This window comes from Sphingorhabdus sp. (genome assembly GCF_035329025.1).
In the GTDB taxonomy this organism is placed as follows: Bacteria; Pseudomonadota; Alphaproteobacteria; order Sphingomonadales; family Sphingomonadaceae; genus Sphingorhabdus_B.
Genome location: NZ_DAOLHN010000030.1, coordinates 11999 through 35037, shown reverse-complemented (window position 1 = coordinate 35037; position 23039 = coordinate 11999). Strand labels below are relative to the sequence as shown.

The following is a 23039-nucleotide window of genomic DNA, read 5'->3' as shown; positions in this document are numbered from 1 at the left end:
AATGCGATGACGGACTTCGACTGCGATGTGCTGATCGCTGGCGGCGGGCCGACGGGGGTAACGCTGGCGGTGCTGCTGGCCCGGCGCGGGGTGAAGGTGATCGTCGCGGAGAAGGAAGCGGATATCTATCCGCTGCCGCGGGCGGCGCATATCGACCATGAATGCATGCGCATCCTGCAAGAGGCGGGCGTGGCCGACGAAGTGATGGCCGGCAGTCGACGGGTGTCACGCTATGATTTCCTCAACGCCAAGGGCGATGTGCTGTTGCGCTTCGAAGGTTCGGATCAGTTTGGCCCGGGCGGCTGGCCAGTGGCGAACATGATCCACCAGCCTTCGGTCGAGGCCGCACTTCGCCAATCGCTCTCGACCTACGCCAATGCGGAATTGCACAGCAGGTGGGAACTGGAATCCTTTGTGGATGAGGGCAAGGGCGTGACCGCGCAAATCGCAACGCCTGACGGCGAAAGGACGATCCGGGCGCAGTATCTCGTCGGCGCAGATGGCGCGCGCTCGCCGGTGCGCAAGGCTGCCGGGATTGCGTTTGAAGACCTCAATTTCGAAGAGCCCTGGCTGGTGGTCGATGTATTGGTCGATGATTATTCACGTCTGCCCGATGCGAACCTGCAAATCTGCAATCCTGAAAGGCCGACCACTTGTGTGCTGATGGGCGAAGGGCGGCACCGTTGGGAATTCATGATAAAGCCGGGCGAGACGGCGGAGCAGGTGAGCGATGATGCCTTCATCGAAAAGCTGCTCGAACCCTGGAATGTCAAAGGCGCCGTCCGGATGGAACGCAAGGCCGTCTATACCTTCCGCGCGCGGATTGCCGAGCAATGGCGCAAAGGTCGGGTGCTGCTCGCGGGTGACGCCGCGCACCAGACCCCGCCCTTTGCCGGACAGGGGATGTGCTCCGGATTAAGGGACGCGGCCAACCTCGCATGGAAACTGGCTGCGGTGATCAAGGGCGAGGCTAAAGATGCACTGCTCGACAGCTACCAACCCGAACGTGCCCCCAATTTGCGCGCAACGATCGACATGGCGATCATGATGGGTCGTACCGTCTGCATCACCAGCAAATGGGGCGCATTTTTGCGCGACATGAAGTTCAAACTTGCCCGGATGCTTGGCAAATTGCCTGATGGTCCGCCAGCCTATCCGCCTGTTTCAACCGGTGCGATCCTTGCGGGAAGTGCAGCCGCAGGAAGCTATTTTCCGCAATTTGCATCGCATGACGGCCGTCGGACCGATGATCTTCTGGGCCATCAGCATTGGTTGATCTCAAAAGCGGATTTGGACAGCGCACCATTTGCGCCATTTTCGGAACAGCTCCGTAGCTGGCTCCAGCGGACGGGGGTTGAGGCAGCATTGGTTCGTCCGGACAAATATGTTTATGGTTCCGGAGATCCCGAACATTTGCGCGAAGCCTGGGAATTGACCCTCGGCGGTTGAGGGTCGACCGCGATCCGAACCCCGTTTGCTGGAGCTATGCTTCCAGTCGGGTGGCCATCAGGCGCACGGCCTCGGGCTCAGAAATCACCTCGGCATATTTGGCCTGCAGGTCGAAGAGATTGGACTCATGCGGTGCCGGATGGCGGTCTCCGCAGGCATCGCGAACTACAAAAGGTGCAAAGCCGTATTGGAGAGCGTCAAGGGCAGTCGCCCGGACGCATCCCGATGTTGACATTCCGGTGATCAGCAATGTGTCGACATGTTTGTCGCGAAGCGCGGCGGCAAGATTTGTTCCGAAAAAGGCAGAAGCATATTGTTTCGAAATGACCAATTCGCCTGCTTCGGGCCTAAGCGTCGGTGGAAAATCGCCCAGCGGCGAGCCTTTATCGAACGCGCTAAGTGCTGGGATTTTCTTGTAGAATAATCCACCATCCGCACCACCAGGCTGATAGACAACATTGGTGAAAATCACCGGAACCCCCGCCGCGCGAGCCGCCGACAACAATCGTTCATTGCTGGCAAGCGCATCTTCTGCGCCCGCATAGAGCGGCGAATCCTTGTCGAGATAGGCCATTACAAAATCGACAATCAGCAAGGCCGGTTTTTGGCCAAACGGCAAGTGGCCGTTGAAGGTGCCTGAATAGTTGGCCGATAGGTCGTCGGCTTCAGGCATCAGATGGCACCCGCCGCTGTCAGTTCCTCAATCTCCTGCCCGGACATGCCGAGCAGGCCACCATAAACCTCTTCATTATGCTGCCCGACCAGCGACGGCGCAGGGGAGCGCACACCGCTGGGAGTAGCGGACAGTTTCGGGAAAGCGCCCTGCATCTTGAGTTTGCCGAACCGTTCGGTTTCCACCTCGATGATCGCTTCGCGCGCCTTGAAATGTGGGTCAGCCAGCATCTCCGGTGCCCGATACACACGGCCTGCGGGAATCGAATAGGCAATCATCAGTGCATCGACTTCATCGACCGTCAGCGTCTTGGTCCAGGCGTTGATCAGTTCGTCGAGTTCCAGCTGGTTCTGGCCGCGCGCCAGATGTGTGGCGTAGCGTTCGTCAGTCCCCAGTTCCGGCCGCCCCATCGCTTCGGCGAGCCTTTGCCAGAGCGAATCCTTGTTGGCCCCGATCATATATTCGCCGTCTTTGCAGATGTAGACATTTGAAGGCGCGATGCCGGGAAGGATCGAACCTGACCGTTCGCGGATAACCCCTTCATGGGCATATTCGGGCACGAGTCCTTCCATCACCTGCAGCACGCTTTCATAGAGCGCCGCATCGACAATCTGGCCCTTGCCGGTCTGGTTGCGATGGTGGAGCGCCGCAAGCACGCCCATGCACCCATAAGTGGCCGTCAACGTATCGCCGATCGAAACGCCCATGCGGCTGGGTGGTCTGTCAGGTTCGCCGACAATATAGCGCCAGCCGCCCATCGCTTCACCAATGCCGCCAAAGCCTGCACGATCCGAATAGGGCCCGGTCTGACCATAGCCGGACATGCGCGCGATGATCAGGCCCGGCTGTTCGGCCAAGAGCTGTTCGGGCGCGAGACCCCATTTTTCCATCGTGCCGGGTTTGAAATTCTCGATGAGAATATCGGCAGTCGCAATCAGCTTACGGACCAGTTCCTGACCCTCGGCAATGCGCAGATTGGCGGAGACGCACTTCTTGTTGCGGGCAATGACTTCCCACTGAACCTTGTCTTTGCCCTGCCCCCAGACACGCATCGGGTCGCCCGCACCGGGCGGTTCAACCTTGATGACGTCCGCACCCATATCGCCGAGCAATTGGCCGCAAAAGGGGCCCGCCAAAAGCTGACCCATCTCGACAACACGCAATCCTTTTAACGCGCTCACTCTGCTGCCTCCAGCATCGGCCAGACAGGCTGGACAGGTGCCTTAAGGCCGGTTTCCGCCTCGCAATTGGCGCGCAGAACTTCGATGCCCGGGCCATAGTTGAACAGCGGCAATGTGCCGCGCTCGCTGCGCAATTGGGCGCGCAGGGCTTCGGTAGCGGAGCTGTCTACCACGCCATGTTCGCTGGCCACCACACCATAGGCTTTTGCGCCTTCCGCGGTAACGAGGCCTTGTACGATTTCCTTGGCGACCAGAGCCGGATCGCGCTCGAGCGGATCACCCCAGCCGCCGCCACCCCAGGTGATGAAGTGCAACTGGTCTCCTTCCTCGACCTGCACTTCCTCCACCTTGTTGCCAATGATCTGCGAAGTGCCATCGGCCTTTTCGAGGATCTTGCGCGCGCGCTTGCCCGGCTCACCGCCATTGACGCCCCAAGGCGGCACAAACCAGCGATCGTCGTGGATGGAGATCGTACCGGGGCTGAGGAAGCGATAGGTCATGTGGATGCCGTTGCCACCGCGATGCAGACCCGCACCCCCGCTATCCGGTTCGGTTTCGTAGCGCTCGATCAACAACGGGAAATAGCGCTCCAGAAATTCGTTGGGCACATTGGTAAAGCCCGGCCATAGCGAATGGCCATCCGGTCCGTCACCCATCGGTCGGCCCGGGACACCACCGAAACCGATCTGGAAGAGCTGGAACCAATCACCCTTCTTGTCATGGCCCGAATAGAAAAGATGGGGGCTGGAGGAAAATCCGGCCGCATTCAGGAATTCCGGCGTTTTTTGGCCCAATAGTCCGCCTAGAATGTCGAAAATGCGGCCAAGCGCATGGGTGCGACCCGAAAGCGCTGCGGGGAATTTGGGTTTGAGGAGCGAGCCTTCTGGGATGCGCACATCGATCAAATCGTAAAAGCCGTCGTTGAACAGGATCTGCGGATCGAAGACCATGATCATGTAGATGCCGAAGAACATCTTGAACATGTTTTCGTTGAGATAGAAGTTGATCGAGGCTTGGCTCTGCGGATCGGTTCCCGCGAAATCGAGCACGACCTTTTCGCCTTCGCGCCACATCGTGCATTTGATCTTGTACGGGCCTGCACCCATACCATCGTCGCAGATATAGTCTTCGAAGGCCACCGGCTCTTCACCAATCGCCATGGCAATCAGCGATTTCATCGCGCGGTGGTTGCGCGCCAGCAGTTCCTGCGTCGCCGATACATAAACGTCATCACCAAAGCGTGCCGCCATTTCAATCACCCGTCGCGCCGCGACCCGGCAGGAGGCGATGAGCGCGTTCAAATCCGCCTGGCACCAATCGGGCTTGCGCGTCTGGTGCATGACGAGCTTCATCAGGTCGTCATTATACTCGCCCTTTTTCCAGATCTTGACCGGCGGGATGCGCACCCCTTCTTCAAAGATCGAATGCGCATTGATCGGCATCGAACCGACCACCTTGCCGCCGATATCAGACTGGTGGCCGAACATCGAAGTGTAGGCGATCAGCCGTCCATCCTTGAACACCGGAAGAAGCACCAGCCAGTCGTTCGAGTGGCTGACCGCACCAGCGCAGGAATAGGGATCGGACAGGAAGATCATGTCGCCGTCTTCGAGCGTGCCATCGAAGTTATCGAGGAAGCCGCCGATAAAGCTGCCGAACTGGCCGACGATCATCTTGCCGGTATGATCGGCAATCAGCGGAAAAGCATCGCCCTGTTCGCGGATGCCGGGCGACATTGCCGTACGCACCAACGTTGCATCCATTTCGATACGCGCATTGCGCAGCGCGTTTTCGATGATGTCGAGTGTGACCGGGTCGATCGCGACCTTGTTGAACGGTGTGGGGTTGGTTTCAATGATTGTGGCGGGCATGATGTCGCCTCCTCAAGCCAGATTGATCAGGATGTTGCCGACCTTGTCGACGGTCGCAACGCATCCGGTTTCGATGAGCGTGGTGGAATCCATTTCGACGACAATGGCCGGGCCCGGGATGATGTCGCCCTGCCGCAGCTTCGACCGGTCGTAGATCACTGCCGCCTGTTCCTTGCCATCCATCCACAAACTGTGATCGCGCATCTTGGCAGCAATGGGATTGCCATCGCCCTTGGGCAGTTCGGCGGCCGGCAGGTCGAGCGCCTGCCCCAATGCCACGGCGCGCAGGTTCACGATTTCATGGGGCGTATCCATGTTGAAAGTGAAGAGCCGCAAATGCTCCTCGTCGAAGCGCTGCAATATGCCGTCAATGCCATCGCGTTCGAGCACTTCGGGTGTGATCGTCAACGGCACTTCGAACGCCTGCCCCGCATAGCGGACATCGATTTCAAACTCGCTGCTGATATCCGCATCGGCGATGCCATCTGAACGCAGCTCGGCACGCGTCTGGTCGGCCATTTCCTTGAGGATGCCGATCAGTTCCTGCGCGTCGGTGGTCGTCGCCAGCCGCGAGAAGGAACGGGCGGTTTCGGTGCGCATCCGCGTGGTCGCATCTCCCAGGGCGCAGAGCACGCCAGGGGACACAGGCGAGATCGCCGGCCAGCTTCCCATCAACCGCGCAACGGCGTTGACGTGCAACGGCCCGGCACCGCCAAAGCCCATCAGCGCAAAGTGGCGGGGGTCATAGCCTTGCTGCACCGAAATCATCCGCAACGCGCCGAACATATTCTCATTCACGATGTCGATGATCCCGCGCGCCGCCGACATCAGGTCGATACCCAGCGCGTCAGCGATAGTCTGCACCGCCTTTTTCGCGCCTTCGCGATCGAGCTGGAAGCTGCCGCCCAGCAGGTTTTCCGGCAGATAGCCGAGCACGACATTGGCGTCGGTCACCGTCGGCAATTCGCCGCCTTTGCCATAAGCGACCGGCCCGGGCACCGCGCCGGCCGATTGCGGACCGACGCGTAAGGCGCCGGTCAGCTCGGGCACATAGGCGATCGATCCGCCGCCTGCACCGACGGTCTTTACGTCGAGCGATGAAGCGCGCACCGCCAGATGTCCGACTTCGGTAGTACGGACGCGACGCGGCTCCAGATTTTCGATCAGCGCCACGTCGGTTGAGGTGCCACCCACATCGAGTGTGAGGATATTCTTGATCCCCGCATTCTTGCCGACCCACAACGCGCCCGTAACCCCGCCCGCCGGACCGGACATCAGGATGTTGACCGGATGCTCTTCGGCCTTTTGCGCCGACATCAACCCGCCATCCGAACGTAGCAGCGAGAGTTTTCCGGTAAAGCCTGAATCCGCCAGCTTGTTGCGCAAATTGGAGACATATTTGCTCACCACCGGTCGCACCGCCGCATTGGCGACGGTCGTCAGGGTGCGCTCATATTCCTGCATCTCCGGCAGCACTTCATGGCTGAGCGAAACGGGCACATCCTGCATGATTTCGCGCGCCAGTTCGCCGACACGCTTTTCGTGCGTGCCATTGGTATAGGCGTTCATGAAGCTGACCGTGATGGCTTCGACGCCCTGGTCCTTGAGCTGCGTCAACGCCTCACGTGCCGAACTTTCGTTGAGCGGTCGGACTTCCTGCCCCTGCGCATTCATCCTGCCCGCGACGGTGACGGTATCTTCCAGTGCCGCCAGCGGCGTCGGTTTTGGCCAGATGATCCAGGCCGCGAGACCACCCGGAACATAAGACCGCGCGATCTGCATGATGTCACGATAGCCTTCGGTCACGATCAGTCCGACGCGTGCGCCCTTGCCTTCCAAAACGGCATTTGTGGCGACGGTGGTACCGTGGAGGAAATATTCGATCTCTGCCGGTTTCACACCCGCATTGGCGCAAATCGCCGTCACGCCATTCAATATGCCCTCGCTGCTGTCATGCGGCGTAGAGGGTGTTTTGTGGCGCCAGAATGCCCCGGTGTCAGCATTGAACAGCAACAGGTCGGTGAATGTCCCGCCGACATCAACGCCCAAACGATACCCCATTATTATCTCCTCACGCTGCTTTTGGGAAATGCGGTGCTTGCGCGACCATTCCCGGCAGTTTTCGTTCCATCACACCCGAGAGCCAGTTGCTGGCCTCAATCAACTTGTCCAAGGCCATGCCCGTGCGGACGCCGGCCCGTTCGAGCATGTAAACCACATCTTCACTCGGTACATTGCCTGCCGCTCCCGGAGCGAAGGGGCAGCCGCCCAACCCGCCGAGCGACGCATCGACGATGGTCGCACCTGCCACTACTGCCGCCCAGACATTGGCGAGGCCGGTGTTGCGGGTGTTGTGAAAGTGGACACGGACTGGAAGCGGCTGGACCGCCTGGCGCACACGCTCGACCAGTCGCGCCACATGCGCCGGGTTGGCGACGCCGATTGTGTCTGCAAGCGCGATCTCCACCGGCCCGGCCTCGGCAATTGCGAGCGCCATTTCGATCACACGGTCTTCCGATACTTCACCTTCAAAGGGGCAACCGAACGAAGCAGCGACAGTGCATTGGCCGGTGCGCCCCTCCGCACGGGCGAGTTCGATGATGGCTTTTGCGGCCTCAACCGATTCACCGCTGGTCTGTCCCTGATTAGCCATCGCGAAGGTATCGGTTGAAACCGCCACGGCACCCAATTGATCGATACGCCCGGTGGCAATCGCCCGTTCCGCCCCGCGCTGGTTCATGACCAGTCCAATGAAGGTGACGTCGTCACGCAATGGCAAGCCAGCGCAAACCTCCTCCGCATCGGCCATTTGCGGCACACGCTTGAGGTTCACAAAACTCGTCACTTCAATCCGGCGCGCACCGGCATCGATCACTCGGTCAATCAACGCCAATTTGTTGGCCGTCGAGACCAGATTCTTCTCGTTCTGGAGCCCGTCGCGCGGCCCGACCTCAAGAAATTCGATGTTGCCTGGGATATCCATGATGGGAGCCTGATGCCATATTTGTATACAATTTCAAACAGGTTTATGCAGCCTCGCCCACCTGACCTTTTTCGGTTCCGCGCGCATGCGCCTCTGCATAGGCATGGAATGCTCGACGGATATGCGCCGTCATGACTGCCGCCGCCCATTCCCCGTCGCGGCAATCGAAAGCCATAACTAGTTCCTCATGCTCATGGTGCGAGCGTCGCAGATTTTCGAGGTCATATTGCTGCGCAGTTCGCAAAACGACCGGCTGTTCGGTTACCTGCGCAAGCATGCCTGAAAGCCGCTGAGAACCCGACGCCTCCATGATGATGGCGTGAAAATGGCGGTTATGATCGAGAAACTTGGGAATATCGGGCTTGCTCGCCCCTATCGCCTGCCGGATCGCGTCATTGTGACTGCGCAGCCGCGCGAGCTGATCCCACGAAATCCGCTTTGCTGCGCGTCTAGCGGCATAAGCCTCCAGCATGGCACGCAACTGAAAGGCCTCCTCCAGATCGTCGAGCGACCAGTCCGCGACAAAGCTGCGTTGCGATTCATTGCGGCGGATGAAAAGCTCCGCCTCCAATCGACGAAGCGCGTCGCGTACAGGCGTGCGAGAGACCCCGCAAAGTTCGGCCAGCGCCTCTTCGCGTATCTGTGATCCAGGCTGCAATTCGCCGGATAAAATCATGCTGCGGATATGGCTGTAAGCGCGATCCGATGCCCGGGACATAGGTAAAATGCTCCTCTTGACGAACGCTATTTGTATACAATAAGCTGCCTGCAAAGCAATAATAGCTATCACAGGGAGTTTTGGTACCATGCGTTTCACGAAACATGCGCTCCTCGCATCGATTGCAGCCAGCACGTTGATCCCCAGCCTCGCTCATGCCCAGGAAGCGGACGACGGAGCCGAAGCAGAAGAAATCATTGTCACCGCACGTCGTCAGAACGAACGGCTGGTCGAAGTTCCTGCCTCTGTTTCGGTTATTGATGCAGACTCACTGTCAAAAACTGGTGCTGACAATGCCCAGGGCTTTGCTCAACTCACACCCGGGGTGACCATCGTCACCGGCACTGCCGAAGCGGGCGATACGCAGATCAACATCCGAGGTATCAACGGTGCGCGCGATGCGGAAAGCTCGGTCGCCCTTGTCGTCGACGGCATTTTGAAAACCAACACTGCGCAGCTCAACCAGACGCAGGGCACGCTGCGCCAGATCGAAATCCTTAAAGGTCCGCAGGGCGCTATTTATGGACGCAATGCCGCCGCAGGTGCAATTGTCATTTCGACGGTCAAGCCGGGTGACGCGCTCGAAGGTGCGGTGAAGCTCAGCTACGCCAATGAGAAAACAATTGACGGGTCGGCTTACATCGCCGGGCCGCTCGGCGACGGCGTCGGCTTCGTTCTTTCCGGCAACTATCGCACCACCGACGGCTTCTATCGCAACCTGTTCCTCGACCGTAAGGTGGTTGACGATCAGGAAGTCTATTCGATCGATGGCCGCGTCATCGCGCAATTGGGCGATGCGACCAATCTCGATCTCAAAGCACGCTATTCCAAACTCTCGGGCGCATCGATCAATTTCAACTCGGTGTTCCACATCGAAGCCTTTGGCGGCGCCTTCTTCGAAGATGTCGATGATCACCCGTTGCGTTATTATAGCAATATCCGGCCGACAAACGACCAGCGCTCGATCGATTTCTCGGCAAAGCTGGAACATGATTTCGGTTCAACCAAACTGACCGCCTGGGCACTTTATTCTGATGTCGATCAGAGCCTGACAGCCGACGGCACATCTGCAGACTTTGCGCGCTATATCTCGCCCGCGCTGGGCGCTCCCGCCAATGCGACGAACCTTGCCGTTCAGAACCAGTGCTTTGCAACGACCGCCGCGTTGACCGGGTTCCCGGTAAACCCTCCAGGTTTCATCGGTCAGGTGCCGGTCCCCTTCATTTTTGCGCCTGCCACCGGCTCGACCTTCGGTGCCTATAGCCCCACCACCTGCGACGGCACCCAGCTGCAGATCCGCAACCAGAAGGATATCAGCGGCGAAATCCGGCTGGCATCAAACGGCGATGGCCCACTGAACTGGCAATTGGGCGTCTATGGCCTGCATATCGACCGCTCGGTCGGCGTCAGCCTTGGCGCAGACCTGGGTCAAGGCGTAAGCCGTGAGCTTTACAACGCTCCGGGCAGCAGCAACCCGACGTCACAATTGTTCTACGACAAGTTCAAGACCGACGTTTATGCGGCTTTCGGATCGGTCGATTATGAAATGTCGGACCGGTTCAAGGCGGGTGTTGCGCTGCGTTATGATGTCGAAGATCGTAGTACGACCAACCTGGTTCCCAACGTTTTCGACCCCATCACCGGCGCGAAGATCAATCCTGGCCTTCCCGCAACCGGTAGCATCGCTGACAAGTCAGCCAAATTTAAACAACTGCAGCCCAAGGTGACGCTCAGCTTCACACCCAACAGTTCGACCAACATCTATGCCAACTGGGGCGTCGGATTCAAATCAGGCGGGTTCAACAATACCGGCTCATCGGCACTGGTGAATGCCAATTTCAACATCCCCGAAATCGGCGCCGGGGTGACAATCAACGACCTGTTTCGCAAGGAAAAGTCGAGCGCATTTGAAGCCGGCATCAAGGGATCGCTGTTTGACAACCGCGTGACTTTCGATCTGGCGGGCTACTACACCCGCATCACCGACATGCAGTTCTTCGAATTCTTCGTCGGCTCGTTCGGACTACTGCGCGTCGTGTCCAATATCGACAAGGTCGATGTGAAGGGTGTCGAACTCAACACCGCGGCAAAAATCGTCGATGGCTGGAAGGTATTCGGCTCGGTCAACATCACCGACAGCGAGATCAAGGCCAACGCTTCGCGCCCCTATACGGTGGGCAACAAGTCACCTTACACTGCTGACTATACCATCAACCTTGGCACGCAGATTGATGCGCCGCTGAGCAATACGATGGATCTGGTGCTACGCGCCGACTACCGCATCACGGGCCCGACCTGGTTCCACACCGTGCAGAACCAGACACGTGCGACGATCTTCAGCCAGCTGCTGCCGATCTCCGCGCTCGCGCTTCCCGGATTTGTCGGCAATGCGAATTACAGCGTTGCAAAGCGCAACGCCTTTGGCGTGCTCAACCTGCGCTTTGGGCTGGAAGGCGAAAACTGGAACCTTACCGCTTTCGCTGACAACATGCTCGACCGCAAATATATCAACGAAGCGATCCCCGCGATCGAATTTGGCGGCTCGTTCATCTCGCCCGGCGCACGACGCCTGATCGGGGTAGAAGCCGGTTACAAATTCTAGGCGCACGCCTGACTAAGCCCCCCCGGTGTTTTGGTTTCTTCCTTGTGCCCTCGCAACTGGGAAGAGACCAAAACGCCCATTGCATCACAACCTCAAATCTATGCCATTGGTGCTGATGGAGAGAAGAATGAATGTTGATGGGTGGCACCGCGTCTTCACGCGATAATGTCGGGCTCCTCAGTCCACGATTGCGCGATGTGATGTCCGATGGCACGCAATTGTCTGATAGATAGCTCGGGCAAGGTTTTCGAATGATCGGGTGAAAAGCACATAACCCGACACTTGCCGGACACCTGTTCCTGCTGCAGCAGGCTGTCTCCGCTCGCCAAATGCTCGCTTGATTGGGGTAGCAAAGCGGCAAAGTCATTGTCGAAAATCCAGAGGTCGGCATAGTCGGGATGGCGCGTGGTCTGGGATTGCGGCCTGGATAAAATACGGCTTCCAAACTTTTTCCATCGCTCCACGCACGAGCGACCAATGTTTCCGGATAGTCCAATGCCTCAATCATGGAACAGGCAAGCGCCTGTTGTGGCGCACCTTCAGCAAAGGTTCGGGCAAAATCACCGGCTTGCATGAGTAACCCCAAACTCGCGGTTGTGTTAGCGAAGATCTAGGCCTTGCGATAGCGGATCACGCCGTCTTCCTGGGTGCGCATATAGTCGCGTTCCAACCTCGCCGGCGCTGCTCCATTGGCCGGGCAATCGTTCGCTCGTCGCGTTTGAACATGCATATGAAACGCAAAGGCAAGATGTGGCTTGGCCAAAACGAGAGGCTGCTATTCGGTCGGGGTAACGACAACTGCCTCGCAGCAGGTGTCTAGTTGGTCGATAAAACGACGTCGAACAACATTAATTGCGAAATCATAATTCAACTGTCGAACTGAACTTGACGCAAATCAATGCCTCGCAATCGGCTACCATTATTGTCTCTTAAAAATGGAGACGCTCTATGACCGGTCGTTTGATGTTCGCGTTGTTTTTTGTGATCGCCACAACGATGATGGGGAGTGCCATTGTCGCCGTTCTGACGATGCAGCTTGATACCGGCAAACCGATCATGATCGCGGCCGCCGCGGGATTTGTCGCTGCCTTGCCCGTGACGTGGCTTGTTTCGCGACAGATCACCAAATTGCGGCAGTAAAAGCCAATCAGAGTTCGCCAATGCCGCGGTAGATCATATAGGCGGCAACCACAAAGATCAGCAGAGCGAACAACGTGTTAAGCGCGCCTTTCTTGCTCGACAGGCGCGTTGAGGCAATGGTGCCGAGCCATCCGCCAATGATACCGCCGCCAATAAAGGCCCCTGCCAACCACCAGTCGACCAACCCAGAAAGGGCATAGTTGAACGAGGTCGACAGGCCAAAGGCAGCAACGGCAACCAGGGAAGACCCGACCGCATTGACCATTGGCATATGGGTGGCCGCGATCAGGCCGGGAACGATGAGGAACCCTCCGCCAATCCCGAAAAATCCAGAGAATAGTCCCGTCACGCCGCCATAAGCCATCACCTTGGGGGCGTTCTCGCGATGGCAGCTCGCGTCTGGATCACCGCTGTCGTTGCGGTTTTTGAGCATGACGGCACCGACCACAAGCATAAGAAGCGCGAACAGCAGCAGCAGTTTCTGCCCGTCGACTGCCTTGCCAATGGTCGAACCGGCAAAGGCCCCGATCGCTCCGGCAAAGGCATACATGCCCCCGCAGCGCCAGATAACATTGCCTTTGCGCGCATGCGGGACCAGATTGGCCAGTGCATTGGCTGCTACAGCCAGCGCGCTGGTGCCGATGGCGACATGGGGATTGGTGACACCGACCAGATATACCATCAGTGGTACGGCGAGGATCGAACCTCCACCGCCGACCAATCCGAGAACGAAACCAACCAAAGCCCCGGCCCCGCCGCCGAGCCAATATTGGAAGGGCTCGAGCATCATCGGCTTACAACGCGTCGACCGGCAGTTTCAGGTAACGGCTGCCATTGGCCTCGGGTTCGGGGAAGTGCCCGCCGCGAATGTTGACCTGTATTGATGGCAGGATCAGCTTGGGCATGCCTAGCGTCGCATCGCGGGCTTCGCGCATTGCGACAAATTCATCCTCGCTTACGCCGTCATGCACATGGACGTTGCCGCTACGTTGGGCTGCGACAGTGGTTTCCCAGGCAAAGACATCGCGGCCCGGTGCCTTATAATCGTGGCACAAAAAGAGCCGCGTTTCGCCGGGAAGCGTCAACAGACGCTTGATCGAGCGGAACAAGGTCCGCGCATCGCCGCCGGGGAAATCCGCTCTGGCGGTGCCATAGTCGGGCATGAACAAGGTGTCGCCGATGAAGGCCGCGTCGCCGATGACGAAGGCCATGTCGGCTGGCGTGTGGCCGGGGACATGCAATGCCAGTGCATCAACGGAACCCAGTTTGAATGTCGCACCATCGCCGAACAACCGTTCGAACTGCGAACCATCGCGCTTGAACCGATCATCGAGGTTGAACACCTTGCCAAACACGCCCTGTACATGGGTAATCTCTGCCCCGATGGCGAGCGTTCCACCCAGCCGTTCCTGCAAGTAGGGCGCGGCAGAGATATGGTCGGCATGGGCATGCGTTTCCAAGATCCATTCGATGTCGAGATTGGCGTTCTTCACATATTCGACAACTAGATCGGCTGACTTGGTCGACGTCCGGCCCGACGGTGCGTCAAAATCGAGCACCGAGTCGATGATGGCAGCCTTGGACGTTGCCGGGTCGCTGACGACATGCGTAGCGGTAAACGTGTCCTCGTCGAAGAAGGTTTTGACGACAACGGGTGCAGATTTGCCGCGCTCAATTATCGCCGCCGCCTGATCGATGATTGCGTCAGCCATTGGCTGCCTCCTTGAACTGGTCATAAGCCTCAACTGCCTGCGCGGCATACATCAGACTGGGACCAGCGCCCATATACAGCGCCATGCCCATCACTTCCATGATCTCTTCGCGCGTCGCACCATGTTTGACCGCTGCTTGCGCATGGAAAGCAACACAGCCATCGCACCGGATCGCAACCGATATGGCAAGCGCAATCAGCTCCTTGGTCTTGGTGTCGACAGCACCGCCCGCAGTCGCCGCCTGCGCCATCGCCGAAAAAGCTTTGGTGACTTCTGGGCTGCCGAGGCGGACCTGCTTGATCGCGCCCGACAATTCGCTGGCCATGGCGGCCCAATCCTTGTGCATGGGGAGGGTTCCTTTCTGATTTATTTGCGGTAGCCCGCTTTTATTGCCCGCGACCTTGTCCGTTCATTCCGCGCCCAGGGCCGCGACCCATCGCACCACCCCGGGCGACGCAACGCTCAAAGGCTGGAAGATGGCGATCGCGTGAAGCGGCTTGCAGTTTGGTGAGGGTTGCGCGAACTTGTGCATCCTGAATGGAAGGAAGCAATTTATCGTAGAGCGCGATGTTTTCCTGCTCAGCGATTATACCTTGCTCGCACGCTTTTAGCAGTGAGGCAGGAGCTTGCTCCTTATCCAGCCAGGGATTGGCTTTTTCATAGCTGATCCCAAGACGATCCATTTCGGCTTTGACCATGGCGGCATGCCGCCGTTCGGCTTCAATGATGTTGATGAAGGGACGCGCTTCGCCAAATTTCCCTATCACAGCCGCATAAATCGCTTCGGCACGATACTCGTCGTCAAGCGCAGCAACCAGCGCCTCCTGATCTGCTTTGGCAACCGCGAGTGAAGGGGAAGCGCATCCGCATATTGCCAATGCTCCAATTACTGACAGGGTCCCGTTTTGGAGATTTTTGCTAATTGCCATGATAGAAGCCTTTCCGGTTCTGTTTCATTGCGCGCCGACAAGGGCAAGCAGGCGGTAAGCCGAGACGATTCGGTCTGTACGTGCGGATTCCAGCGCAGCAGAGGCAGCGATCGCCTCGCGTTCGGCGTCCAGCAAAGCGAGCTGCGGTTTCATGCCGACGCGTACTTCCTCACGCACGCTGCGCAGTGCCTCGCGCGCGGCGCTTTCCTGCTCCTGTGCTGCGGTTTCAATCAGGGTAGCTGTGCGAACGCCAGAGAAGGCCGCGATGACATGTTCGCGGATCGCATCCTGGGCAGCGCGCAATTGCGCCTCGGCGACACGCAGCCGGGCATCGCTTTCGGCAATCTTGCCGGAGACGCGCCCGCCGCTAAAAATCTGCCAACGGGCCCTGACACCCACAGTTGCGCTATCGGCCTTATATCCCGGGAAAAACTGGTCGCGCACCACCGCACCTTCCGCAAAGGCGCTAACCATGGGAAGTTGATCGGCTTTTTCGCCCTTCAATCCGGCTTGTGCAGCTTTCACGCCTGCTTCGGCCTGTGCGAGTTGCGGGTTATTGGCTTCAGCCTGTGCGACAGCATCGTCGAGTGTTGCGGGAAGCAGCGGGCTGGCAGGCAGGGGTTGCAAGTCATTACCCTCAAGTCCAGTCAATGACCGGAACCGTGCACGCGCCGTCACCAATTGCCCTTCGGAGCGAGCCAAACCGGCCTTTGCCTCTGCCGTCCGCGCCTGAGCCTGCGCGACATCGGTTCTGGGGCTTTCACCGACGCTGAACCGAAGGCGCGCTTGCCGCTCAATCTCCTCCGTCTCGTCAACCAACTGCGCATAGTTGCCCACCATTGTCTCGGCAGCGATCACAGACCCATAGGCCCCGGCTACATTGGCGACCAGATTGGCCTCGGTAGCGACGACACCCGCCTCGGCCGCCGCCATGCTGGCACGCGCCTGTTCGACCCCGGCCGAAACCTTGCCGCCGGTGAACAGGGGCTGTTCAATAACCAACTGGGCAGCGGCAGGCGTGACATTGTCTGCTGTCAGCCCGAAATAACCCTTGGGGTCCAGTCGTCCTGCGCCAATGGTGCCTGACAGCGTTGCGCTTGGCCGTCCGCCCGATTTGGCTTGTTGCAGCCGTGCCTTGGCGATGTCGCTTTCGGCCTCGGCAACTTCCACTTCTGGTGCATGCTCCTTCGCTGCTGCTATCGCCTCTTCAAGAGTTGTGGCGTGCAGCGGTATAGCCCAAATGAGGGTCGCAAGGCCAAGAACGAGCGCGGCATTCCTCACTTGAAGGCAACTCCCGGGGCAACGCCCATCGCTTTGAATATCTTCGCAGCGGGGCAGAAGCCCGTAAACGCCGCCTGCAACATATTCAGCCCGGCAAAAGCGCTGAGGCCCAGCCAATAGGGATGAACGGTCAATGAGAGCGCGATGCCAATGAGCACAACGAAACCGGCAAAAGCCAGTACAGCTCGATCAAGTGTCATTTTCTAATCCTTCCATCACATTTTCAGTTTGCGAATGCCCATCACATGCATGGCAAGCTTTTCATAAAAGGGTTCGCTCTCGCCCTTGCGAACTTTGCGCAGAAAGTATTTTTCAAACCCGATTTTCGCGAGATGCACCCATTTGCCGCTCGCCGACCAGTTGAGGTTGCGCGGCGGAATTTGCGGCTGCGCGACAAAGGCAACGCCACCATCGCCAAAGTCGGCAAGGCAGACCGCATTCCAGGTTGCTTCGTGCGTGGGTTCCTTGCCATCGAGTATTTCGACAAAGTTCTCGGCAATCGCCGTAACCATCGATTCGATCATGAAGCCGGTCTTCGGCACCCCGACCGGAACGGGAGTCGGGCCCGTCGGCGGTATGGCCACACAAACGCCAAGCGCGAATATTTCAGGGAAGTTCGGATTGCGCTGATGCTTGTCAATCAGGATGAAACCGCGCGGATTGGTTAGCCCTTCAATATCCCGCACCGCCGGGACGCCGCGGAATGCAGGCAAGAGCATCGAGTAGCCGAAGGGCAGGTCATGTTTGGACTTGACCGATCCATCGTCCGCTACCTCCTCGACATGCGCCATGCCCGCTTCAAAGCTGGTAACGCGGGCGTTGGTTATCCATTTGATATGGCGATTACGCAACTCGCTTTCGAGCAGCGTCTTGGTATCGCCGACACCGTCCAGACCCAGATGACCTATATAAGGTTCAGCCGTGACGAAGGTCATTGGCACCTTGTCGCGGATCTTGCGACGCTTGAGTTCGGTATCGAGGATCAAGGCAAATTCGTAGGCCGGGCCATAGCAGGACGCGCCCTGCGCAGCACCGACAACGATTGGGCCCGGATTCTTGCAGAATTCTTCGAAGGCATCGGCGGCTTCGGAAGCATGGCTGGTATGGCATACCGAAACGGTATGACCGCCATTTGGACCAAAGCCTTCAATTTCGTCAAAGGCGAGATTGGGGCCGGTTGCAATTACAAGATAATCGTAATTGATTGACTCGCCATTGTTAAGCTCGACCCGTTTTTCTGCGGGATGAATGCGCTTGGCACCCGCAGAAGTGAAGCCGATTCCCTTTTTGGCAAAGATCGGTGGCAGGTGGACCTGAATGGCCTCTGGCTCACGCCAGCGAACCGCCACCCAAGGGTTTGACGGAACAAAAGAGTAAGTGTCCGAGTCGGAAATCATCAAGATTTCCGCACGATTACCGACCGCGCCATTGATTTCATAAGCCGCGATTGTTCCGCCGAGTCCGGCACCTATTACCACTATCCTGGGGGTCGTCATGATCGTCTCCTGCCATCATTCTGATTTTCGTATATTGACTAAATATGATAATTAAACGATATATGCAATATACAAATTGATTTGGAGGTTCCCATGTTCGGTTTCGGCGGCAATAAGCATAAGGAAATCAGCGCTGCAGAGCTCAACGCAATGCTCAAGGATGATGCTGTTTTGTTGGTGGACGTCCGGGAAGTCGACGAATTTTCCGATGGCCATATTGCAGGCGCGATCAACATGCCGCTGTCCCGCTTTCAGGCTTCGCTTATCCCTGACGCCGGTGGCAAGACCGTCGTGCTCCAATGCGCCGGCGGCAAGCGATCGGCCATGGCGCTCGACAAATGCGCGTCGGCGCAGGCCGCCATTGAAACGCATCTTGCGGGCGGCATTGGCGCGTGGAAGTCTGCTGGCCTCCCTATTGTTCGCGGTTGAGGAGTAACCCGATGCGTAGCCGTTCCTATCTGACGTTGCTGTTAGCCTTGACCCTACCGCTTGCAGCCTGCGGCAGCGAGCAGGCGACAGCGCCGAAAGCCGAAGCCGTCAAAGGTGGTGAAAGGTTGCTGCTGAAAGCCATGCCGATGGCGGATATGAAAGCGGTCGGTGCCGAAATTACGACCCGCGACATGGCCGAAGCAACGGTGCGCATCCCAGGCATTTTGCAAAGTCTTACGGTCCGCGAAGGCGACATGGTCAAAAAGGGCCAGCGGATCGGAATGGTGGTAGACTCCCGGCTCGGATATGAATCCGCAGCCTTTGGTGCGCAGATTGCGGCGGCACAGGCGGAAGCGGGCCGTGCGCAAGCCGAACTGGAACGCATCCGCTATCTCTACAACCAGAATGTTTATGCCAAAGCGCGTCTCGAACAGGCCGAAGCCGCTGCGCGCGCCGCCAATGCACAGGTGGCCGCTGCGCGTGCCCAGCAAGGAGCCGTGTCAAGTGTCGCCGGGCAAGGCGCGATTATTGCGCCTGCATCTGGCCGGGTTCTGCGTGCCGATGTGCCGCAGGGCTCCGCTGTTGCGCCCGGCGTATCGGTTGCCACCATTACTGCAGGCGATCCGATTGTTCGGCTCGACCTTCCCGAATCATTGGTAGACAAAATCCGCATTGGGGCACGGATTTCTCTTGCCGATCCTGATATGCCCTCCGGGTCGCTCGTTGGGCAGGTGGTGCAGGTCTATCCTGCCATCGCCGGGGGCCGGGTGCGTGTGGATGCCACCGTATCCGGCCTCGCTACCACCTCGGTCGGGCGCCGCGTCAGCGCGACGGTTGAAGTTGGGCAACGCAATGCCATTGTCGTTCCGCGCAAATTTGTCTCAACCCGTTATGGCATGGATTATGTCGATGTCGTCGCCAAGGATGGCGCCCTGTCGAGCGTTCCGGTGCAGCTTGCGCCCGCCGCCGACGCTGGAATGGTCGAGATATTGAGCGGCGTCGGTGAAGGCGACACGCTCTACACCACGGGTGGCGGGAAATGAATCTGGGCGTATCGGGGCGGCTGACCCGCGCGACGATAACATCTCCGCTGACGCCGCTGTTCCTGCTGGCGTCGATTGCGGTCGGTCTGCTCGCCTTGATGGCGATTCCGCGCGAAGAAGAACCCCAAATCAGTGTCCCGATGGTCGATATCCAGGTGATGGCCCCCGGCCTTGCTGCACCTGATGCTGTCGAGTTGGTCGGCATTCCCCTGGAAACCATCGTCAAGAGCGTCGATGGTGTCGAGCATGTCTATACGCAGGCTGAAGATGATGGCGTGATGGTGACCGCACGCTTCCTCGTCGGATCCGACCCCGAAGACGCGGCCATCCGCATCAACGAGAAACTGCAGGCCAATTGGGACCGCATCCCGGTTGGCATCCCTGATCCCAAGGTGACAGTGCGCGGTATCAACGATGTACCGATTGTCGTCCTGACTCTGACACCCAAACCGGGCGCTGTCGGGCAGTGGTCTGATCAGGCGTTGTACGAGCTGGCAGGAAAGCTGCGCACCGAAATCGCCAAAGTCGACAATGTCGGTTTGACCTTCATTACAGGTGGTCGTCCCGACGAAGTGCGTATCCAGCCTGATCCGGCAAAGCTCAGCCAATATGGCGTGCCCCTAGGCAGCGTTATCGAAGCGGCTGGACAGGCGAACCGATCCTTTCCGGTTGGAACGATACGGGAGGGTGGCAAGGCCATCTCGGTTTCTGCGGGACGCACGCTGACCTCGGCACAGGAAGTCGGGCTTTTGACAGTGCGCTCTGCAACCGGCGCACCAGTCTATCTGCGCGACGTTGCCAATGTCGATCAAGGCCCGCGTGAGGATCAGGCGCGCGCGTGGCGCTGGGCCAAGAGTGATGGCAAATGGCATAGTGCCCCTGCGGTCAGTCTGGCCGTTGCAAAGCGCAGCGGCGCCAACGCCGTCGTCCTGTCTGAATCCATTCTCGAACGGCTTGAGCTGATGAAAGGCAGCCTGATACCCGATGGTGTCGAGGTATCGGTGACCCGCAATTATGGCGAGACCGCGAATGAGAAAGCCAATGAGCTGCTGTTTCACCTCGCGCTGGCGACAATCTCGATCGTTGCGTTGATCGGCTTTGCCATTGGCTGGCGTGAGGCGGGTGTAACGGCAGTTGTCATCCCGACCACGATCTTGCTCACCATGTTCGCATCAAACCTGATGGGTTTCACCATTAACCGCGTCAGCCTGTTTGCACTGATTTTCTCGATCGGCATATTGGTCGATGACGCCATTGTCATGATCGAGAATATCGCCCGGCATTGGGCAATGGACGATGACCGCAGCCGCATCGATGCAGCGGTCGAAGCCGTCGCGGAAGTGGGCAACCCGACAATTGTCGCGACGCTGACCGTTGTCGTCGCGCTTTTACCGATGCTGTTCGTTTCGGGTCTCATGGGCCCCTATATGGCGCCGATTCCGGTCAACGCGTCGGCAGCGATGGTCTTTTCCTTCTTCGTAGCAGTTGTAATCGCGCCGTGGCTGATGATCCGCTTTGCACGCAAAACGCTTGAAGGCGGGCATGGTCATGCAGAGGATGGCGGCAAGCTGGGTGTCGCCTATGCAAGGGTCGCACATCGCATTATCGACACCCAAAAGTCCGCCAAGACCTTCCTGATATGGGTTGGGGTGGCGACGCTGCTGGCTTGCTCGATGTTCTACTTCAAAGCCGTGACGGTGAAGCTCCTCCCCTTTGACAACAAGTCGGAGGTTCAGGTGGTGGTCGACATGCCAGAAGGAACCGCGCTGGAGAACACGGCACGGGTGCTGGAAGATGTTGCCACTATCACTCGTTCGCTGCCTGAAACGGTCTCGATCGAGGCTTATGCAGGCACCTCTGCCCCTTTCAATTTCAACGGCCTGGTGCGCCATTATTTCCTGAGGGCACGCCCTGAAATGGGCGATGTCATGGTGACGCTCGCTCCCAAGGATGATCGCGATCGCTCAAGCCATGATGTCGCCTTGGACCTTCGCGGAAAATTGAAGACATTGAAGCTGCCCGCAGGCGCTTCGGTCAAGGTCGTCGAAACGCCGCCGGGGCCTCCGGTGATGGCAACCCTGCTCGCCGAAATTTATGGCCCCGACGCCGAAACCCGTCGCAAAACTGCGCTGGAGGTTGAAAAGATCTTCAATTCGGTTCCTTATATTGTCGATGTGGACAACAGCTTTGGCACACAACGGCCCAGATTGCGGCTGATTCCGGAGCGCGACCGGATCGACTATTACGGCCTATCCGAACGCCAGATCAACGATAGCATCGGCGCACTGCTGGGCAGCCAGACGGTCGGCTATGTGCCGCGCGGTGATGGGCGCTCGCCTCTGCCGATCACGGTCGCGCTGCCGCAATCTGCGCGATCCTGGACGTCAACCTTGGCTTCTACGCCGGTGGCCCAGGCCCCAAATGGTGGGTTGATTGAGCTTGGAGCGGTGGTCAGGGCTCAAAATGATCAAGGCAGCCACACCATTTTCCGCCGCGATGGACGCGCCGCCGATATGGTGTTGGCCGAACTGGCCGGCGATTATGAGGCACCGATTTACGGTATGCTCGCAGTCAACAGGGCGATTGACGAGGTTGATTGGGCCGCCAAAGGTTTGGTGAAGCCGGTAATCAGTCTGAACGGCCAGCCCAAGGATGAGGCCACGCCGGCATTGTTATGGGATGGCGAATGGGAAATCACCTGGGTCACCTTCCGGGATATGGGTGCTGCCTTCATGGTCGCACTGCTTGGAATCTATGTTTTGGTGGTTGCGCAATTCCGCAGTTTCAAACTGCCGCTGGTCATCCTGACGCCCGTGCCGCTGACGTTGGTGGGTATCGTGCTCGGTCATATGCTGTTTCAGGCGCCCTTTACCGCCACGTCCATGATAGGTTTCATCGCGCTCGCCGGGATTATAGTCCGCAATTCGATTTTGCTGGTCGATTTCATCCGCCATGCTCAGGCACCTGACAAACCCTTGCGCCAGGTGCTGATCGAAGCTGGTTCCATCCGTTTCAAACCGATCGTGCTAACGGCTGCGGCAGCCATGATTGGCGCGGCGACGATCCTTAGCGACCCGATTTTCCAGGGGCTCGCCATCTCTCTGCTGTTTGGGCTGGCCTCGTCAACCTTGCTGACGGTGCTCGTGATTCCGGCAATTTATATTGTGTTACGCGACGACGGAAAGGATATGGCGACGCCATGAACCTTGCAGATCTCCAGATGGCCACGCTGTCGCAAAACGCGTCACAGGCGGCCGGGCTACTTAAAGTGCTGGCAAATGAACAACGACTGTTGCTGTTGTGCCGATTGAAGCATGGCGAATGTGCCGTAAACGAGCTGGTCGAGCTATCCGGCTTGTCTCAATCAAGCGTCTCACAGCATCTGGCTCGCATCAGGGGTAGCGGTGTCGTCGGTACAAGGCGCGAAGGCACAACGATTTTTTACAGTCTTGCCAATGATGATATCAAGGCGATCATCGATATGTTGTGCGACCGCTTTGGCCCAAAAGAAAGTACCGCAAAGGCAGTATAA

At 58.3% G+C, this 23039-nt stretch carries 21 protein-coding genes; 7 read left to right on the top strand and 14 right to left on the bottom strand.

Annotated elements, in window-relative coordinates; genetic code table 11:
- The first annotated feature begins 6 nt into the window (after positions 1 to 6).
- The gene (locus tag PKC81_RS09845) at positions 7 to 1449 is read left to right on the top strand and encodes a bifunctional 3-(3-hydroxy-phenyl)propionate/3-hydroxycinnamic acid hydroxylase (RefSeq protein ID WP_324335573.1); all 1443 of its coding nucleotides are present in this window, start codon (positions 7 to 9) and stop codon (positions 1447 to 1449) included.
- A 34-nt stretch (positions 1450 to 1483) separates the two neighbouring features.
- On the opposite strand, the gene PKC81_RS09840 is transcribed toward PKC81_RS09845, so the two are convergent.
- From PKC81_RS09840 to PKC81_RS09815, 6 genes are read right to left on the bottom strand one after another with little or no spacing between them, the layout of a single operon-like run.
- Entirely contained in the window at positions 1484 to 2122 is a 639-nt protein-coding gene (locus PKC81_RS09840; RefSeq protein ID WP_324335571.1) for an N-carbamoylsarcosine amidohydrolase, read from the bottom strand.
- Positions 2122 to 3303 (bottom strand): CoA transferase, encoded by a 1182-nt coding sequence (locus tag PKC81_RS09835; RefSeq protein ID WP_324335569.1) that lies wholly within the window; start codon positions 3301 to 3303, stop codon positions 2122 to 2124. Before PKC81_RS09835 ends, PKC81_RS09840 begins: the two co-directional genes overlap by 1 nt.
- A complete protein-coding gene (locus PKC81_RS09830; protein WP_324335567.1) occupies positions 3300 to 5174 on the bottom strand; it encodes a hydantoinase B/oxoprolinase family protein in 1875 nt (624 codons plus the stop codon). The genes PKC81_RS09835 and PKC81_RS09830 overlap by 4 nt, the downstream gene beginning before the upstream one ends.
- A gap of 12 nt (positions 5175 to 5186) precedes the next feature.
- The gene (locus tag PKC81_RS09825) at positions 5187 to 7235 is read right to left on the bottom strand and encodes a hydantoinase/oxoprolinase family protein (protein WP_324335565.1); all 2049 of its coding nucleotides are present in this window, start codon (positions 7233 to 7235) and stop codon (positions 5187 to 5189) included.
- Between the two features lie 10 nt (positions 7236 to 7245).
- Positions 7246 to 8157, bottom strand: coding sequence for a hydroxymethylglutaryl-CoA lyase (locus tag PKC81_RS09820; RefSeq protein WP_324335563.1), 912 nt, complete (start codon positions 8155 to 8157; stop codon positions 7246 to 7248).
- Positions 8158 to 8200: 43 nt separating this feature from the next.
- Positions 8201 to 8875: a GntR family transcriptional regulator gene (locus PKC81_RS09815; RefSeq protein ID WP_324335561.1), complete on the bottom strand. Its 675-nt coding sequence runs from the start codon at positions 8873 to 8875 to the stop codon at positions 8201 to 8203.
- Positions 8876 to 8963: 88 nt separating this feature from the next.
- Here PKC81_RS09815 and PKC81_RS09810 point away from each other — a divergent pair, with 88 nt between their 5' ends.
- The gene (locus tag PKC81_RS09810) at positions 8964 to 11477 is read left to right on the top strand and encodes a TonB-dependent receptor (protein WP_324335559.1); all 2514 of its coding nucleotides are present in this window, start codon (positions 8964 to 8966) and stop codon (positions 11475 to 11477) included.
- Between the two features lie 155 nt (positions 11478 to 11632).
- Here the strand turns inward: PKC81_RS09810 and PKC81_RS09805 are convergent, their stop codons facing one another.
- Positions 11633 to 11941 carry a hypothetical protein gene (locus PKC81_RS09805; RefSeq protein ID WP_324335557.1) on the bottom strand — a complete coding sequence of 103 codons (309 nt, stop codon included), beginning with the start codon at positions 11939 to 11941 and terminating at the stop codon, positions 11633 to 11635.
- 484 nt (positions 11942 to 12425) lie between these two features.
- On the opposite strand from PKC81_RS09805, the gene PKC81_RS09800 reads away from it, so the two are divergent.
- The gene (locus PKC81_RS09800) at positions 12426 to 12617 is read left to right on the top strand and encodes a hypothetical protein (RefSeq protein ID WP_324335556.1); all 192 of its coding nucleotides are present in this window, start codon (positions 12426 to 12428) and stop codon (positions 12615 to 12617) included.
- Positions 12618 to 12624: 7 nt separating this feature from the next.
- Here the strand turns inward: PKC81_RS09800 and PKC81_RS09795 are convergent, their stop codons facing one another.
- The 7 genes from PKC81_RS09795 to PKC81_RS09765 are packed head-to-tail and all read right to left on the bottom strand — an operon-like array spanning position 12625 to position 18035.
- Positions 12625 to 13407, bottom strand: coding sequence for a sulfite exporter TauE/SafE family protein (locus PKC81_RS09795; RefSeq protein WP_324335554.1), 783 nt, complete (start codon positions 13405 to 13407; stop codon positions 12625 to 12627).
- A 4-nt stretch (positions 13408 to 13411) separates the two neighbouring features.
- Positions 13412 to 14329: an MBL fold metallo-hydrolase gene (locus PKC81_RS09790; RefSeq protein WP_324335552.1), complete on the bottom strand. Its 918-nt coding sequence runs from the start codon at positions 14327 to 14329 to the stop codon at positions 13412 to 13414.
- Positions 14322 to 14675 (bottom strand): carboxymuconolactone decarboxylase family protein, encoded by a 354-nt coding sequence (locus PKC81_RS09785; protein WP_298603683.1) that lies wholly within the window; start codon positions 14673 to 14675, stop codon positions 14322 to 14324. Before PKC81_RS09785 ends, PKC81_RS09790 begins: the two co-directional genes overlap by 8 nt.
- Before the next feature lie 40 nt (positions 14676 to 14715).
- The gene (locus tag PKC81_RS09780; protein ID WP_324335549.1) at positions 14716 to 15258 is read right to left on the bottom strand and encodes a DUF2202 domain-containing protein; all 543 of its coding nucleotides are present in this window, start codon (positions 15256 to 15258) and stop codon (positions 14716 to 14718) included.
- 24 nt (positions 15259 to 15282) lie between these two features.
- Positions 15283 to 16539 (bottom strand): TolC family protein, encoded by a 1257-nt coding sequence (locus PKC81_RS09775; RefSeq protein ID WP_324335548.1) that lies wholly within the window; start codon positions 16537 to 16539, stop codon positions 15283 to 15285.
- Positions 16536 to 16739, bottom strand: a complete 204-nt coding sequence (locus tag PKC81_RS09770; protein ID WP_324335546.1) for a DUF2892 domain-containing protein — start codon at positions 16737 to 16739, stop codon at positions 16536 to 16538. Before PKC81_RS09770 ends, PKC81_RS09775 begins: the two co-directional genes overlap by 4 nt.
- A 15-nt stretch (positions 16740 to 16754) precedes the next feature.
- Positions 16755 to 18035 carry an FAD-dependent oxidoreductase gene (locus tag PKC81_RS09765; protein WP_324335544.1) on the bottom strand — a complete coding sequence of 427 codons (1281 nt, stop codon included), beginning with the start codon at positions 18033 to 18035 and terminating at the stop codon, positions 16755 to 16757.
- A gap of 93 nt (positions 18036 to 18128) precedes the next feature.
- Between PKC81_RS09765 and PKC81_RS09760 the strand changes: the two genes are divergently transcribed.
- Genes PKC81_RS09760 through PKC81_RS09745 form a run of 4 tightly spaced genes read left to right on the top strand, consistent with a single transcriptional unit; the run spans position 18129 to position 23039 of the window.
- Positions 18129 to 18464 carry a rhodanese-like domain-containing protein gene (locus PKC81_RS09760; protein ID WP_324335542.1) on the top strand — a complete coding sequence of 112 codons (336 nt, stop codon included), beginning with the start codon at positions 18129 to 18131 and terminating at the stop codon, positions 18462 to 18464.
- 11 nt (positions 18465 to 18475) lie between these two features.
- Complete coding sequence (locus PKC81_RS09755) at positions 18476 to 19507, top strand: efflux RND transporter periplasmic adaptor subunit (RefSeq protein WP_324335540.1); 1032 nt, start codon at positions 18476 to 18478, stop codon at positions 19505 to 19507.
- Positions 19504 to 22710 carry an efflux RND transporter permease subunit gene (locus PKC81_RS09750; protein WP_324335538.1) on the top strand — a complete coding sequence of 1069 codons (3207 nt, stop codon included), beginning with the start codon at positions 19504 to 19506 and terminating at the stop codon, positions 22708 to 22710. The genes PKC81_RS09755 and PKC81_RS09750 overlap by 4 nt, the downstream gene beginning before the upstream one ends.
- Positions 22707 to 23039, top strand: coding sequence for a metalloregulator ArsR/SmtB family transcription factor (locus PKC81_RS09745; RefSeq protein WP_324335536.1), 333 nt, complete (start codon positions 22707 to 22709; stop codon positions 23037 to 23039). The genes PKC81_RS09750 and PKC81_RS09745 overlap by 4 nt, the downstream gene beginning before the upstream one ends.